At 54.7% G+C, this 16354-nt stretch carries 10 protein-coding genes; 3 read left to right on the forward strand and 7 right to left on the reverse strand.

The genetic code is table 11. The features are described from left to right. Positions 1 to 21 precede the first annotated feature (21 nt). From DL88_RS01335 to DL88_RS01355, 5 genes are all read right to left on the reverse strand, one after another. On the reverse strand, positions 22 to 3297 hold the full coding sequence (locus DL88_RS01335) for an efflux RND transporter permease subunit (RefSeq protein ID WP_034990834.1): 3276 nt from the start codon (positions 3295 to 3297) through the stop codon (positions 22 to 24). A 1-nt stretch (position 3298) separates the two neighbouring features. Then, the gene (locus DL88_RS01340) at positions 3299 to 6466 is read right to left on the reverse strand and encodes an efflux RND transporter permease subunit (protein ID WP_034990836.1); all 3168 of its coding nucleotides are present in this window, start codon (positions 6464 to 6466) and stop codon (positions 3299 to 3301) included. Beyond that, positions 6463 to 7656 carry an efflux RND transporter periplasmic adaptor subunit gene (locus tag DL88_RS01345; RefSeq protein WP_084704757.1) on the reverse strand — a complete coding sequence of 398 codons (1194 nt, stop codon included), beginning with the start codon at positions 7654 to 7656 and terminating at the stop codon, positions 6463 to 6465. The genes DL88_RS01340 and DL88_RS01345 overlap by 4 nt, the downstream gene beginning before the upstream one ends. 48 nt (positions 7657 to 7704) lie before the next feature. Further along, on the reverse strand, positions 7705 to 9000 hold the full coding sequence (locus DL88_RS01350; protein WP_084704761.1) for an ATP-binding protein: 1296 nt from the start codon (positions 8998 to 9000) through the stop codon (positions 7705 to 7707). Between the two features lie 68 nt (positions 9001 to 9068). After that, a complete protein-coding gene (locus DL88_RS01355) occupies positions 9069 to 9710 on the reverse strand; it encodes a response regulator transcription factor (protein WP_051955453.1) in 642 nt (213 codons plus the stop codon). Between the two features lie 1714 nt (positions 9711 to 11424). Here DL88_RS01355 and DL88_RS01370 point away from each other — a divergent pair. Both DL88_RS01370 and DL88_RS01375 read left to right on the forward strand, forming a co-directional pair. Continuing rightward, complete coding sequence (locus tag DL88_RS01370; protein WP_034990849.1) at positions 11425 to 12651, forward strand: aminotransferase class I/II-fold pyridoxal phosphate-dependent enzyme; 1227 nt, start codon at positions 11425 to 11427, stop codon at positions 12649 to 12651. 8 nt (positions 12652 to 12659) lie between these two features. Beyond that, positions 12660 to 13811 carry a hypothetical protein gene (locus DL88_RS01375; protein WP_245270572.1) on the forward strand — a complete coding sequence of 384 codons (1152 nt, stop codon included), beginning with the start codon at positions 12660 to 12662 and terminating at the stop codon, positions 13809 to 13811. A gap of 132 nt (positions 13812 to 13943) precedes the next feature. Here the strand turns inward: DL88_RS01375 and DL88_RS01380 are convergent, their stop codons facing one another. Both DL88_RS01380 and DL88_RS01385 read right to left on the reverse strand, forming a co-directional pair. After that, the gene (locus DL88_RS01380) at positions 13944 to 14441 is read right to left on the reverse strand and encodes an Hsp20 family protein (RefSeq protein ID WP_034990851.1); all 498 of its coding nucleotides are present in this window, start codon (positions 14439 to 14441) and stop codon (positions 13944 to 13946) included. A 264-nt stretch (positions 14442 to 14705) separates the two neighbouring features. Next, positions 14706 to 15404, reverse strand: coding sequence for a GyrI-like domain-containing protein (locus DL88_RS01385; RefSeq protein ID WP_034990853.1), 699 nt, complete (start codon positions 15402 to 15404; stop codon positions 14706 to 14708). 600 nt (positions 15405 to 16004) lie between these two features. Between DL88_RS01385 and DL88_RS01390 the strand changes: the two genes are divergently transcribed. After that, the gene (locus tag DL88_RS01390) at positions 16005 to 16235 is read left to right on the forward strand and encodes a CbtB domain-containing protein (RefSeq protein WP_034990854.1); all 231 of its coding nucleotides are present in this window, start codon (positions 16005 to 16007) and stop codon (positions 16233 to 16235) included. Positions 16236 to 16354 lie beyond the last annotated feature (119 nt).

Consider the following 16354-nt stretch of genomic DNA (forward strand, 5'->3'; position numbering starts at 1 on the left):
CATCAGGCACTGACAAATCGATTAGGCGAGACGGAAACGCCTCATCGTGGATCTGAAGATTCTTGGTCCCCATTCACCGAGCCAATCGAGATAAATATACACGACGGGCGTCGTGAAGAGCGTCAGCACCTGGCACACCGCCAATCCTCCAACAATGGCGATGCCAAGAGGCCGACGAAGCTCGGCACCATAGCCATCGCCGAGAATCAACGGCAAGGCTCCCATAGCAGCTGCAAGCGTCGTCATAAGGATAGGACGGAAACGCAGAAGGCAGGCCTCAAAGATTGCATCTTCCGCCGATCGCTTGTCGTTGCGCTCCGCATTGATGGCGAAATCAACGAGCATGATCGCATTCTTTTTCACGATGCCGATCAGAAGGATCAGGCCAATCAGCGCGATCAGGTCGAACTGTTCACCAAACAGATAAAGGAACAGAAGCGCGCCGGCGCCCGCCGATGGCAGAGTCGACAGAATGGTTATGGGGTGGATGTAGCTTTCATAAAGGATTCCGAGCACCACATAGACTGTACCAAGCGCGGCAAGAATGAGGATAGGCACATTGCTGGAAGAGCTTTCGAATTGTGCCGCAGTGCCCGCGAATCCGCCATGAATGGAGGACGGTATCTGCAGACGCACCATTTCCTCTTCGAAGATCTGCTTTACGTCCGAAAGCGATATGCCCTCGGCGAGATTGAACGAGATTGTGGCGGCCAGCGTTTTTCCCTGATGGTTAACAGAAACGGCTGTCGTTCCTCTCGACACGTCAGCGACGACGGAAAGCGGCACGAGTGTTTCCGCGCTCGAGGAAACCGCCGATCCGTTGGAGGCTCCGTTGCCACCAGCAAGACTGTTGCGGATCTGATTGGTAAAAGACTGGCTGTTCTGTGATGTTGTCGTATCGTCACTTGACGAGGAGACACGGATGGAATTGCTCTGAGTGCTGCCGCTGGCAGTACCACCTGATGTGCTGACCCAGGATTGTGTGAGGATCTCCGGATTTTTCCAATATTGCGGCTGGACATTCATGACCACCCGGTATTGATTGAGCGGATTGTAAATGACCGAAGCGGAACGCTGGCCGAAGGCATCATAAAGTGCATTCGAGATCAGTTGCGCGGTCAAATTAGTCCGCGCTGCGGAATCCCTGTTGATCGCGATTTCCGTCGAGAGGCCACCTTGTTGCACGTCGGAAGAAACGTCGAAAAGTTGTGCATGACCCTGTAGCGCTGCTGTTAGCCGCGGCACCCATTTGTAGAGAGTCGCAGCATCATTTCCCTGCAATGTAAATTGATAGGCACCATTGCCGCTGCGCGGCCCAGAAGGCAACAGACTCGGAACCATGGCGATGAATTGCGCTCCGACGAGAGTGGCCATGCGCTGGCGTAAACTCGCCATCGTCTGCTCGATCGTGTTTTGACGCTCGCTCTTGTCCTTTAAATCGATGAACATCGTCGCCTCGTTCGAGGAATCACGACCGCCGATGAACCCGACGACATTGGCCACATCCGGATTTTCAAGAAGAAATCCTTCGGTCTGCTTCAGTTTCTCCTTCATGCTTTCGAAGGAGATAGATTGATCGCCGATGAGATGAGCCATAAGTGAGCCGGCATCGCTCTCGGGAAACAGACCTTTCGGCATGAGAACGAAAAAGATCGCCATAGCAACGATCGTCAGCGGCAGGGAAAGGAATACGAGCCGCCGATGGTGCAATGCGCGACGCAGCAGGCGCCCGTAAATCTCCTCCACACGGGCAAAACTCTGTTCTAGCCAGCGCGCGAGACGTGCGGTCCATGTGGCCGGCGTACCGGATTCTGTCCGATGATCGCGCAGGACGTACGAACACATCATCGGCGTCAGGGTCAAGGATAGCCCCATCGACACGAGCACAGTGATGGATATGGTGACAGCAAATTCATGCAGAAGTCCACCGATGATGCCACCGAGCAACATAATCGGAAGGAAAACCGCGACAAGCGAGATTGATACCGAAAGGACGGTGAAGGCGACTTCATTCGCACCATCGATAACGGCCACCCGCCTCGGCTTGCCCATTTCGAGATGACGGCTAATATTCTCGATGACGACAATGGCATCATCGACAACGAACCCCGTCGCGATCGTCAAAGCCATGAGAGACAGGCTGTCGAGCGAATAATTCATGAGCTTCATAACACCGAAAGTGGTGACGAATGAAGCCGGAATCACGATTGCCGGGACAATTGTCGTACGGACTGAACGCAGGAAAAACAAAACGACACCAACAACGAGAACCACAGAGATGAGAAGTGTCAGCTGTGTATCTGCAAGAGCGGCCTGGATCGTATAGGAGCGGTCCGTACTGATATGCAGTACTACGTCGCCAGGCAGCGCCGATAAAAGGACCGGAAACTGGGCACGGATCTGGGCAATCGTCTCGACGACATTCGCTCCAGCGCGCGGAAAGATGATGGCGAGGATGGCCGGCTCTTTGTTGAAGAAGCCACCGGTCTCGACATTCTCAACCCCGTCTTCCACAATGGCGACATCCTCCAGACGCACAGCGCGCCCGCTGCGATAGGCGATGATCAGATCCTGCAGATCCTTGGCCTTGTGGATCTGATCATTGGTGCGTAGGATCAACCGTTGTGCGCCCCGGTTTATAAAGCCCTTCGGTGTATTGGCATTCGCCGAAGCCAGCGCCGCGCGGACATCCTCGAATCCAATGCCATATTTGGAAAGTTTCAAAGGGTTCATCTCGACACGGACGGCAGGCAAGGCGCTGCCTCCCAGCATTACCTGGCCGACGCCGGTTACTTGCGAAAGGTGTTGCTGCAATATATTCGTGGCGACATCATAAAGCTGCGCGGAGGTTCGTGTCTCCGATGTCAACGCAAGCACCATGATCGGCATACCCGCCGTATTAGCCTCCCGGTAGGTCGGATCCTGGCGCAGCGTCGCTGGAAGATCCGCCCGAGCCGCGCGTATGGCGGCCTGCACATCACGTGCTGCGCTGTCGATATCCCGCGAGGAATCAAACTGCAGCGAGATATTGACTTGCCCGGATACCGATTGCGACGTCATCGCATTGAGGCCCGAGATCGTGCCGAGATGACGCTCGAGAGGCTCGGCGATCGTGGTCGCGATCTGCTCCGGCGTTCCGCCAGCCTGTTGAGCTGTCACCTGGATCACCGGCAGATCCACATTAGGGAGATCGGCCACGGGAAGCAGCCGGTAACTGATAGCACCAGCCAGAACCATACCGACGACCACCAGGATGGTGCCGACCGGTCGACGGATGCAGAGGTCAATCACCGACATTTCAGATGTCCCGGTCTGCCACGGCTTCCATGCCCGAATTCCTTCCCCACCACGCTGACCACCGCTGCCGTAGTCTTTCCATGAAAAGATAAATCACGGGCGTTGTGAAAAGAGTGAGCAATTGACTGACCGCAAGACCGCCAATGATGGCGTAACCAAGTGGCCGACGCAGTTCCGCGCCGACACCGGTCCCCAGCGCCATCGGAACAGCTCCAAGCATTGCCGCCAGCGTCGTCATCAGAATAGGGCGGAACCGCAACGTCGCCGCTTGTAGAATTGAGGCCATCGGTGTCTGGCCCTCGACACGTTCTGCTTCAAGAGCAAAATCGATCATCATGATCGCGTTTTTCTTGACGATGCCAATCAGGAGCACGATCCCGATGATCCCCATAATGTCTAGGCCAGATCCGGTCAGCCACAGCACGAGCAAGGCCCCGATCGCCGCTGACGGCAATGTCGAAAGAATTGTCAGGGGATGGATAAAGCTTTCATAAAGGATGCCGAGCACGATATAGACAGCGGCCAACGCAGCCAGAATGAGCCAGGCTTCGTTCGTCATGCTGCTTTCGAAAACCGCCGTCGTGCCTTGAAACGAGCTCCGGAACGTGACGGGTGCATGGAGTGTTTCTTGAGCTTTCCTGATGGCATCGATTGCGTCACCGAGCATATATCCGTCCGCGACATCAAAAGAGATTGTTGCCGCCGGGAATTGCGCGACATGAGTGATCAACAGCGGTGCAAAGGACGGTTTTATCCTGGTCACTGCCGTGAACGGAACAAGACCCGAAGTCGGATCACGTGTGGGCCCGGTCGTGCTCGCGCCTGTCGTCGCAGTGCCCGCCATATAAAGTTCATCGAGCGGTGCCGGATGTTTCTGCAGCGCAGGATCAGCCTCAATGATCAATCGATATTGGTTGGATTGCGTATAGATCGTCGAAATCTGCCTTTGGCCGAAAGAATCGTATAAAAGATTATCAACAGTCTGTGGTGTGATGGAAAAACGCGCGCCGGTGCCTCTTTCGAGCGTGACATCGAGCGCCAGCCCTTCCGCCTCGAGATCCGAGGCGACATCCGCAATGGCCGGAGATTTCTTTAGGATTGCGACAAGCTTCGGAACCCATTCGGCAAGTTCCTCGCTGTTTGAATCCTCCACAAGAAATTGATACTGCATCGCCGAAACATTGGTGTCCAGCGTGAGATCCTGTACTGGCTGAAGATAGAGCTTCGTACCGGGGACATTTCCCGTTTCTTGCCGTAGACGATCGATGATCGTAGCCAGCGAGTCACTTCTGTCAGCATGGGAGCGCAGATTGATCTCGAACCGGCCGCGATTCAATGTCGTATTGTCTCCGTCAACCCCGATATAGGATGATAGGCTCGCGACATCATGATCACCAAGAATCGCCTTGCCGAGACGGGACTGGAGATCCTTCATCACGTCGAAGGAAATTGATGCATCCATCAACGAGACACCCTGGAGCACACCTGTGTCCTGTTGCGGGAACAGGCCTTTGGGAATGATCACGACGAGGATACCGGTGATGACGAGGCTGCAAACGAAGAGGAGAAGGGTTAGCGTCTGGTGCCTCAGGACAGTTTCGAGAGCCCGCTCATAGGCCCGGATCGTCTTTTGGATCACTTCGTCAATGGCGGCATACCATGCCGGACGGGTCTTGGCATGGGACTGGTCCTTGAGCATCCGCGCGCACATCATCGGAACGAGTGTCAGCGAGACAATGGCGGAAAGAATGATCGTTACCGAGAGAGAAACCGCAAACTCATAGAACAAACGCCCGATCACATCCCCCATAAACAGGAGCGGGATGAGCACCGCTATGAGCGAAACAGTCAGCGAGATGATTGTGAACCCGATTTCACCTGCTCCGGTCAGAGCCGCTGTCCAGCGGTCCTGACCTGCTTCGATATAACGAGCAATATTTTCGATCATGACAATCGCATCGTCCACGACAAATCCCGTCGCGATCGTCAGCGACATCAATGACAGATTATCGAGGGAGAAGCCCATCAGATGCATGATCGCGAAAGTACCGACGATCGACAGGGGCACGGAAAGCGCAGGAATGAGAGTCGCTGAAGGATCATGGAGAAAGATGAAGATCACGCCGACAACCAGCCCGATTGCAAGGACGAGCTCGAACTCGACATCCTCCACAGAGGCGCGTATCGTGACAGTCCTGTCGGTGAGCAGCGTGATCTTGAGCCCGGCTGGCATATCGGCCTGAAGCAATGGAAGCCGAGCCTTGATGGCATCCACCGTGCTGATGATATTGGCAGAAGGCTGCCGACGGATATTGAGCAGAATCCCGGGCGTGTCATTGGCCCAGCCGGCAAGCTGCGTATCCTCGGCGCCCTCGATGACCGTCGCTATATCGCGCAGCCGGACGGGGCCCTTGCTCGTATCGGACCAGGCAACTACCTGGTTCATCAATTGCGCGATGCTCGAAATCTGGCTATTGACATGAATCGTCAGACGTTGGTAACGCCCGCTGAAATCGCCTGACGGAGAATTGACGTTCACATTGCCTATGGTCGTCCGCAACGTGTCCATGTCAAGGCCGTAGGCTGTCGCCTTCGGTACATTGACATGGATACGGTAAGCCTTCTTGTTGCCACCAGACAGAGAGACTTCTCCGACTCCTGAAATTTCGCTGATTTTCTGTTCGAGTCGCGTCGCAACGTAATCCTGAATATCCTGTAATGGCATTGTTTCGGAAGTGATCCCAAGAACCAGGATCGGAGTATCGGCCGGATTCACCTTCGAATAGATGGGAGGCGCGGGAAGCGCGGAGGGCAATAGAGCATTGGCGGCATTGATCGCCGCCTGAACTTCCTGCTCAGCAACATCCAGTACGGTCGATAGGGAAAAACGCAGGGTGATAACGGACGCACCGGCTGAGGACTTAGAAGTCATCTGCTCCAGGCCCGCCATCTGCCCCATCTGACCTTCCAAGGGTGCGGTGACGGAAGTCATCATCACCTCGGCGCTAGCCCCAGGGTAAAAGGTGCGGACGACGATGGTCGGATAATCAACCTGTGGCAAAGCGGAAATCGGCAGAAAATGATAGCCGACGAACCCCATGAGCATGATGGCGACCATGAGCAGCGTAGTCGCCACCGGTCTCTCGATGAATAGTCTCGAAAGGTTCATTGCACGTCCCGCCCAGCAGCGTCTGGAATCGTCACTTTGCTTCCGGCATGCAGGCGATCGACACCCGACGTGACGACTCGCTCACCAGCCTTGAGACCGGTCTTGACGACAATCGTTTCTCCGCCACTCGTCCCCGTCGTAATATTGCGAACTGCAACGGTATCGTCTTGCTGGACGACATAGACGAAGGCTCCATTAGGACCTGTCTGCAATGCCGCCGGCGGCATGAGCAGCACAGCATGCTCTATATCAACCAGCAATTGTGCGTTCACGAACTGGTTAGGAAAGAGCTCCTCAGTGTCATTGGGAAAAATGGCTCTGAGCCGAACCGTTCCCGTTGATGTATCAATTTCACTGTCAAGGCTGCTGACGGATCCTTCCGCCAGCTTCTCGGCATTGGCACTATCCCATGCCGCAACCGACAGTTTTCCTTTACCTTGAAGAGATTTACGAACCATCCCGAGTTTATCCTGGGGGACGGTAAAAATCACAGATATCGGTTTCATCTGCGTCAGAGAAACAAGGCCATTCGTCTGACCTGCCGTGACATAATTACCCCGGTCCACGGCACGAATGCCCACACGGCCTGACGTCGGCGCCTTGATGTGACAATATTCGATATCAAGCTTGTAGGTTTCTACCAAGCCTTGATCAGAAGTAACTGTGCCCTCAAGCTGCTTGACCTTATACTGCTGGTCTTGAGCAGTCTGCGCATCAATACTATCGTGCTTCAACAGCTTTTGATAGCGGAGGTCGTCCATTTTGGCTTGAGCAAGCTGCGCTTCATCAGCCACAAGCTGCCCCGTATATTGTTTGAGCAACGCTTCGTACGGACGCGGATCAATCAATGCCAACAGATCGCCTTCCTTTACCTCTTGCCCCTCGGTGAAGAGGACTTGAGTCAGATAGCCATCTATTTTCGTTTGTACCGTGACGTTTGTAATCGGAACGACGGTTCCGAGCTCACTTAGAATGACAGGCATATCCCCGGTCCGGATAGTTGCTATAGCCACCGGTATCTTCTGGCCGCCCGCACCGCTTTCAGATCGCGCCGCCTGAAAGGAAAAATCGCCAAGGGCAAGGCACGCGAGCAGTATGATAGCGCTCGTAGGGCACCAAGCTGTATGCACTATGGTCCATTTGGTCGCGCCACATTTTCGTGGCGTCTCTTGGCCAAGCATAATTTTCATTCTCTTTGCGGATTGATGGAAATCTGGGAAAAGGGTTGTGATTAAAACTCACGAGGAGATCATAGCCGCGAGCCGCCGGTCCCTGTTGAGAGGAATAGCGATATGGGCAATAAGGCCGTGCGGTGAGGCATCCGCAAACACCAGCTTCCCATAATGACGATCAACAATGGCTTGCACGATAGCCAATCCTAATCCGAGACCACCCGGAGAGGTCCGCGCCGGATCAAGGCGCGCGAAGGGAAGGATTGCGGTTTCTCGGAAAGCGGCCGGAATACCCGGCCCATCATCCGTAACCTCGATCATGGCGTAATCATCCTGACGCCACAAATTGACCGAAACATTTTCTCCATATTTACAGGCGTTGTCGATGAGATTACTTATTGCGCGAGATAATGCCACTGCATCGCAGACACACACAAGCTCGGCATTACCGGAGAACACGACATTTTTACCCATGTCGGTGAAATCCGAACACAAACTCTCCACCAGAGATCTAATATCCACGACTTCCGTTGACGCCACTTCCACTTCTTCCTTGAGAAAGGCAAGGGCCCCATTCAACATGCGATTCATCAGGATAAGATCACGCCGCATAGCAGCCTGGTCGAGTTCTTTTCCGCCCATCTCAACCCGCAAGGAAAGACGGGTCAAAGGGGTCCGCAGATCATGCCCTACCGCCATGAGGATTCGTTTGCGTTCCTCAACGACATAAGCAATTCGCGCCTGCATACGATTAAAGGTGCAGGCGACATTTCGAATTTCCGCGGGACCTTTTGCGGGAAGCGGAGCTGGTGAAATATCATAACCAAATGCCTCAGCGCGGGAGGCCAGCACGGTGAGAGGATGATTGATCCGGTGGATACACCAAATCGAAATAACAATGATCATGACCAGGAGAGACCCGAAGGCCACAATCAAGGGTAATGTCATTCTTAAAATCTGCGGCCAATGAAAATGGATACTTTCCCGGGCAAGCACAAAGATGCCTTGAGAGGGCAGATACACCGAAGCCATCGTGTCGCCATCTTCACCGAGAGCGCAGGTCTTGACGATGATATTTTCCTCTTCATGTCCGAAACGGACATTCAAAATCCGGCGCAACAATTCACTCAAATGATTCTGCGCCAAGGGAAGACATTCCAGCGGATGGCCGATCTGAAACATGAGGTCTTTTGTGGAAATCCTCTCGGCAATAGAGGTCTTCACGCCTTCCGGAGCAGACCGGATTGCCTCAATGCCGGTTTCGATAGCGAGAGCATTTGGCCATGGACCGTCGGGCAGAGGAGGAACGTAGGGTCGAAACTCATAAAACAGAGCGGCAATCAAAAAAATTGTCGCGACCATACAGGCTATCAAGATACAAACCAGCTGTGCCGAAATCGTCCTTGGCCCGTATAGTAAACGGCTGATTTTCACTTTACTCTCTCCGACGAAGCCCCATCGAAAGAGAAGATATAGCCGTCACCCCGTACTGTTCGGAGGAGATTAAGCTGCCCTCGCCCGTCTGCAAGCTTGCGCCGCAGGCGGCTTACAATAAGATCAATCGTTCGTTCCTCCACCGCTTCTGCATCACCGTACAGTAATTCAATGATCCGTCGGCGCCCCAGTAGCGCTCCTGCATTTTGGCAAAAGGCCAGCATAAGGTCCGTTTCGGAACCTGTCAGCGTAACGCGAATGCCTTCTGAGCTGTAGAGAGCCCTCCGCGAGGGAACGAACGTCCAATCCCCAAAGCGAAATTCTGGCGTGGACGGAAGCATCCCCGATCTTTGGCCCCTCGTACTGCGCCTTAGAATGGCCCGGATTCTGGCATCCAATTCTTCAAGTTCAAACGGCTTGCCGATGTAATCATCGGCTCCAAGCTCAAGCCCTGCAATCCGATCGCAGAGTTCGTTTGATGCAGTAACCATTATCACTGCTACATTGGAAATCTGTCTTAGGGATTGACAAATCGCTTGCCCGCTTTCATGCGGCAGCATGAGATCAAGAAGAACGATATCAATGTCACGTTCCTTTAGAAGCGCCAGAATGTCGGATTTTAAAAGGGAGGCAGACACTTTGTAGCCGCGACCTTAAAAGAACCGCCTCATCAGCTGCAAAATGTCGGCATCATCCTCGACAATCAGCACATTAATGTCACTCGTGTCTCCACAATTGTCCGACATGCCAATTATCAAACTTCCTCTCTCGTCCGGCAATTGCGTCCTGTTCCGTATTTAGAAAACGAGTTTGCCTGATCCAGATTGATTAGGAAAGCGCATCTCGACTAAGTGAATCGTTTTTTTCGAAACTGAAAAATTCGCGTTTCATCACTTCGGGAGGGGCTCTATACGTTTACATCATCAGACGTAACCATCAAGACGTTCAACACAATGTTGTGATTGCTCAGAGGTTTCAGCTTCTGACCGAGGAAGTACGGCTGGACCGCTGGCGTTGACGCAATGAATGCTGCTCACGCAAGACTTTCCTCGGGAGACTCGCAGGCGCTCCCCCTTTGCCCAACAAAGGGTGCGGATCAAGGAGCTTCTTCGCCTCTTTGCCCATACTGCTCGAGGTCCCGTCGAAAAAAGGCTTTTGTCTCGCTTGGCGCTGCCTACGGCTATATTTGATCTCCTCTTTCTATGTGCAATCGTAAAGGCAAACAGGCACCTGATGCGTTCTGCAAGCCAGCCACAAAGCAAGGCGCCGATGATCTGTCCGAAATAGCGGGTCGAAATGATCACCGCTGTTGTTGCCGAGCTAACGAAAACAGTCCTCACAATCGCATGGGATACTTTGCTGGTTAGTGACAATGGCACTCAAATTATCAATCACTTGCCGACACCACTGACAACCTTGCGCATACCACTTTACCAGATTGCCACGGCTGCGATGGATCTATTGGATCATATTCCTGACATTGGAGAACCACCTATTCAGGCCTCCACCGACACTCATTCCGCGGAAGTCACGAGCATCGATTGGCATTTAATCATACGATCGGTCCGCAAAACGCTGCTGTCGCAAAGATAGCGCGCTCTTAGGCCGCTCTCATCGAAGAAGAGAGCGGCACCCACGGCGCTTTCGCAATGAAGAACAGCGGAGGTCAGTATCTTTACGGACAGGCTCTGAATTAAACCAGAAGACACCATCGCTTTATTCACAATACGTTTCCGAAGCAGCATAATTGACGCGTAAATTCAGAACATTCGCGCTGCAGACCGAAGCTTGCCTGCTTTCCTCACACCCTTTGACCATGGCTGCGGGCCAGATCTGCTTTCCAAAAACAGAAGGAATGCCGAGGTTTGCTGCTTCAACACCGAGGAAGGATCGTTTTTCCTACTGTTACGGAATGTAACGGGAATTGACTCGTCTCAGTCAACTTTTGTGCATAAAGACTTGTGCCGTGTTGAATGGTCATGCATCTTCTGCCCGGATGGTTTGGTCCTCTTGCGGAACCCTCCATTAAAGGGCGCGCTGCCGAAAATGGACAGTGCCGAAAGTGGACAGATGCTTTCCAGTGGGATAGGCACCTTTCGAGCTACCCCTTGCCGTTCGGCCCATTCATCGTCGTTCGGCCTGATGCAATAAATGGTAGAATTCGTTCGACCGCATGGTAATTTACAAGATCAGTCGAATAACGTCTGGAAATGGAAACCGGCCGATGCCTCTCTTTTTTGGATGCCTGAAGGATATCGGCTGCGAAACGATTAATGAAATGCTTAAACTTCTCTGAGTTGATAAAGCTCGTTCATCGAAGCCCTCGCGACCTCATTTCCGGACTGCCTATACGTGTCGAAATTCCACAGCCTCGCCGATTTTGCCACGAAACGCTTCAGGCTTGCGGGAAAGGCCTACCTTGAAAACGGGGACCCTTTCTTCGCGCCCATAGACCGTCTCCGGCAGGAAGCCGAGGAGCGCGGCGATTATTTCGTCAGTTTCGCCAATTACGATTATCTCGGCCTATCGAACCATCCGACGATCAAGGCCGCCTGCGCCGAGGCGCTCGAAACCACGGGCGTTGGCGCCCTTGCCTCCCGGCTCGTCGGCGGCGAACGGTCGGTGCACCATGGTTTTGAACAGGCGCTCGCCGATTTCCTCGGCACCGAAGATGCCCTTACGCTCGTCAGCGGCTATCTCACAAACGTCACGACCATCGCCCATATTATGGGAACCCGCGACGCGATCTTCATTGATGAATTATCGCATAACAGCATCGTCAGCGGGGCCAAAAGCGCGGTCGCCGAGACCATCATCTTCCGGCACAATGATCTCGCCCATCTTGACCAGCTTCTGACCGAGAAACGCGGCCAGTTCCGCAACGCTCTTATCATCGCCGAAAGCCTCTACAGCATGGATGGCGATGTCGTCGATCTGCCCATGCTCGTTGCCCTCAAAAAGAAGCACGACTGCTGGTTGCTCGTCGATGAGGCCCATTCGGTGGGCGTGCTTGGAGAGCATGGACGCGGGATTTGTGAATTCAGCGGCGTCGATCCGAACGAAGTCGATCTGATCATCGGCACGCTCTCAAAGACATTCGCCTCCTGCGGCGGCTTCATCGCCGGCAAGAAACCCGTCATCGAATGGCTGCGCTATACCCTGCCGGGCTTCGTCTATAGCGTCGGCCTTTCCCCGGTCATTACGGCTGCGGCGCACACTGCCCTACAACTGGTGCAGAATGAAAGCTGGCGGATCGAACGATTGAGGCGCAACGCCGAATTCTTCGTCGAACTCGCGCGAGAGGCAGGTCTCGACACCGGGCCCGCCATCGGCCGGGGCGTCATTCCCGTCATGTTCCGCGACAGCCATGAGACGCTCGCTGCTTCCGCCTATCTCATGGAAAACGGCTTCTATGTGCCGCCGATCATCCAGATCGGCGTTCCCAAGGATCAACCGCGTCTACGCTTCTTCCTCTCCGCGTCCCATAGCGAAGCGGAAATTCGCGGCGTCATCAATCTCCTCTCCCAGATCGCGCAGGCCTGTCCGGCCACGGCTCATTCGATCAACGCTGCCGAATAGTTCGTTTGATGGCGAGTGCGTCCGGCATGATCGAAATTCTACCCGTCGAGGGTCTGGCCCGCTTTCTTGCCTTCTGCCGCGTGCCACGCCTGCTCTATAAAGGCATATCCGGTTTTGCGGCTCCGCTCGATGCCGAACGCTGGACGCTGCATGCCGCAAAATTCAATCCGCATTTCAAACTGGTCGAATCCCAGGCTTGGCTCGCGCGCAAGGATGGCCGATGGGTCGGCCGCGTTCAGGCGCAGGTCTATCATGAAGATTGTGCTCCGCGCGGCGCCTCACGCGGGCAATTCGGCAGCCTCGACACCATTGACGACCAGAGCGTCGTCGATGCCCTGCTCGAAACAGCGGAAAATTGGGTGAGGCAAAAGGGCATCGGCATCATCCATGGGCCCTTTTCCCCATCGATCAATAGCGAAATCGGGCTTCTGATCGAAGGGTTCACGGCCGTGCCCATGGTTTTCATGCCGTGGCATCCGCCCTATCTCAAGGTCCTTGTCGAAAATCGCGGTTACCAGAAAGCGCGCGATCTGATCTCCTACCGCTATCGTCTGGCGGAAATGGACGACAAGATTGAAAAATCCAGCATTGCCGAGCGCCCCGAATGGCGCGACCGGCTGCACATCCGCTCCATCGATTATTCCAACCTTTCCGCCGAAGTCACCACACTCGTCGATATTTTCAACGATGCCTGGGCCGAGAACTGGGGTTTCGTGCCGCTGACCCATGAAGAATTGATGTCGACGGCGGAAGTCCTGAAATATGTGACGCCGGAGGACGGCAGTTTCATCATCGCGCTCGACGGCGAGCCACAAGCCTTCGGCATCATCCTTCCCAATCTTTTCGAGCTCATCGACGGTTTCAACGGCCACCTTCTGCCGCTCAATTTCGTGCGGCTGATCGCACGTATGCGCAAATCCGCCTACAAGACCGGCCGTCTCGCTCTTTTGGGGATCCGGCGGTCCCTGCACCGTAAACCGGCCGGTGCCGCCGTGCTGTTCGCTTTCGTGGAAGAAGCGCGGGAGCGCAGCCGCAGACACGCGCTGGATCAGATCGAATTCGGCTGGGTGCTTGAAGATAATGTGGCGATGCGCCGGCCGATCGAATGGCTCGGCTCCAAGGTCGACAAGATCCATCGCGTTTACGAAAAGACTCTCTGATTTCCAGTTCCATGGAATTGATGCGGTGGAGAACTGGCTTCTGTCACCGCTAATCCGATTGTCCCGCAAACAGTCCGACCAAACAAAAAGGCGCCCCTGCGGGCGCCTTTCCGAAAATCGGATGAGCCTGGATCAAGCAGCTTTCTGCGGTTCCACGGCTTGTTGATCGACGACCTTCGGGGCCGATGCTTTTACCCCATTTTTGCTGATCGGAATCTGGCGCGGCTTCTGCGCCTCGGGGATTTCACGTAGCAGCTCTACATGCAGCAGGCCATTTTCCAGATTGGCGCCCGTCACATGGACATGATCGGCGAGCTGGAAGCGTCGCTCGAAGGCGCGGGCCGCAATACCCTGATACAGGGTCTCGGCCTTGGATGAAACCGGCTGCTCCTGAGTCTCCTTGGAGCCGCGGATCAGCAAGGTATTTTCCTTGGTCTCGATCACGAGATCGTTTTCGCCGAAGCCCGCCACCGCGAGCGTGATCCGGTAGTTGTTTTCACCGGTACGTTCAATGTTATAGGGCGGATAGCCACCGACCCCCTCGTGATTGACGCTCTGGTCGATCATGTTGAACAGGCGATCAAAGCCAATGGTCGAACGATAGAGCGGAGCAAGATCGAACTGGCGCATGTATATCCTCCTGAAGAAGCGATATGAATCGTGAAGTTGTAGGAAAAACAGGCGATTGCCCTGTTTTCCTGTTGCACGTCCGCAAGTGGCCCGTGCATTGACTGATTTGGGATGGCGCTTTGGAGCTGCAAGGGCTGAAGCGAAAATTTCATGCCCGGAACGCAGTAGGCGCGCAGCCAGGCTTAAGCACGCGCTGCGCCTGTGGCATTCCGGGCGGATGAGACGAGAAGAGTCAGAAGGCCGCGACTAACCTTGCCGGCGGGCTCACTTCACGAAAACATAGATATCGACTTCTAGACTCGGATCATCCTCGGCCTTCAGATCAGTCAGATATTCCTCGATGAAGAGATTTTGCGCTTCGAGATTTTTCTCATCGAGGTAAGTGGTGATGAGGTCGTATGTGGAATCGATCGAATCGTAGGCATCGCGATGCTGGAACTTGAGCGCCTTGCCAGAGGGCGACTCGCCAAATTGCACCGCATTGCCGAGATGAACCTCGCCTTGCGGCTTTTCCGTAATCGGAACCATGGCCTCGAATTTGAAGCCTTTTTCATCCGTCTCGGTAAATTTCGCCAGCGGATGACCGGCCTGTGTCAGTCCGGCGGCCTTTAGCTCACCCTCGATCGTGGCGATCTTCTCGCGGATTGTATCGAACCCCTTGTCCCATGTCGTCGCGCCGCCGAGCAACAGGACCGGGCGGGCGACAATCTCGATCGTCGCGACCTGTGGCGAAGGCACCTCTGTCGCGCCTGGTTCTCCCAGAGGACGCGGCATAGACGGCGTTTCCGGTGCCGCAAGCTCGGTTTTACCGCTGCTTTCCGCTGGCGCGGGCTCGGCGAAAGCGGGAGCCGAAAATGGACCAATGGCCGCTGTGGCCAGCAGGGCCAGAAAGCCGAAAATGCAACAAACGATCCGGAGACAGAAAATCCGGCCGAATGGCCCTATGGCCTCACCACATTTCATGCGTCGCTCCCGGCTTGAATCGGACCCCGACCCGACTGCCTCCTGCTATAGAACATTGCCGTGCGATGCGGAACGACCCAGCATTCCCGCCTGCGATTAATCCAATGACCACGACTGCTCCCGTGAATTCTTGGCTGTGAATTCTTGGACGCGAATTCTTGGCCCCGAATTCTTGGCAAGGAGACAGCGTTTCGGCACCCTCCAGCGACGCTGATCCAAAAAATATGGGCATTTCCAGAGGCATGGAAATCACCAAGCGGTTCACGCTCGCCGGCAAAGGCTCCATGGACCTTTACGGGTTCCAATATGAACGGAAGCCGGCTAATCAGCCTTTTCATTGACCATGGTCAATCGACGAGACCGATTGACATCGTTTCCCATGCATCGTTAGGTATCCTAGCGGAAACGGAGCGGAAGCCGGTGTGAATCCGGCGCGGTCGCGCCACTGTCATCGGTCTTTCTGGAGCACCAGCGTTCCAAGACTGTCAGCCAGACCCTCTCCCTCGCCGCAAGCGCCGGATCTCGCCGGCTTTCCTTATTCCTTGGAGCCGATGTCTCATCGTCTCCACCCACAGGGACGCGTCATCCCGGGAGTTTTCCATGTCCAATCCTTCGACCCTCACTCTTGCCCCGCAGGCCACGCCCGTCGCCAAACCTTTGGCCATTCCGTTGCGCGCGATCCTGCCCTGGGCGCTGTTTTCTTCCCTGATCTTCCTGCTTGCACTTTATTTCATCGGTGTCGAGCAAGGTGCTCTGGCGATTTTCAATGGGACGGATGTGCATGAATTCGTGCATGATAGCCGTCATCTCCTGTCCTTTCCCTGTCACTGAACCTTCCCTCTGCTCGGCCCGGTCTTTCCGAGCCGAAAAATGTGCCTCTGACCAAAGATGCCCTAACAAGCGCGCGTTCACGGCGCGCCTGATTGCGCATCCGTATCTTGCGGGTAGAG

It is taken from the genome of Beijerinckia mobilis, from assembly GCF_000745425.1.
In the GTDB taxonomy this organism is placed as follows: Bacteria; Pseudomonadota; Alphaproteobacteria; order Rhizobiales; family Beijerinckiaceae; genus Beijerinckia; species Beijerinckia mobilis.

What these genes read in the sequence shown, in the direction of transcription:
- DL88_RS01335 (WP_034990834.1), bottom strand. Translation starts at nt 3,297, where the DNA reads ATGTCGGTGATTGACCTCTGCATCCGTCGACCGGTCGGCACCATCCTG.
- DL88_RS01340 (WP_034990836.1), bottom strand. Translation starts at nt 6,466, where the DNA reads ATGAACCTTTCGAGACTATTCATCGAGAGACCGGTGGCGACTACGCTG.
- DL88_RS01345 (WP_084704757.1), bottom strand. Translation starts at nt 7,656, where the DNA reads ATGAAAATTATGCTTGGCCAAGAGACGCCACGAAAATGTGGCGCGACC.
- DL88_RS01350 (WP_084704761.1), bottom strand. Translation starts at nt 9,000, where the DNA reads ATGGTCGCGACAATTTTTTTGATTGCCGCTCTGTTTTATGAGTTTCGA.
- DL88_RS01375 (WP_245270572.1), top strand. Translation starts at nt 12,660, where the DNA reads ATGGCGAGTGCGTCCGGCATGATCGAAATTCTACCCGTCGAGGGTCTG.
- DL88_RS01380 (WP_034990851.1), bottom strand. Translation starts at nt 14,441, where the DNA reads ATGCGCCAGTTCGATCTTGCTCCGCTCTATCGTTCGACCATTGGCTTT.
- DL88_RS01385 (WP_034990853.1), bottom strand. Translation starts at nt 15,404, where the DNA reads ATGAAATGTGGTGAGGCCATAGGGCCATTCGGCCGGATTTTCTGTCTC.
- DL88_RS01390 (WP_034990854.1), top strand. Translation starts at nt 16,005, where the DNA reads ATGTCCAATCCTTCGACCCTCACTCTTGCCCCGCAGGCCACGCCCGTC.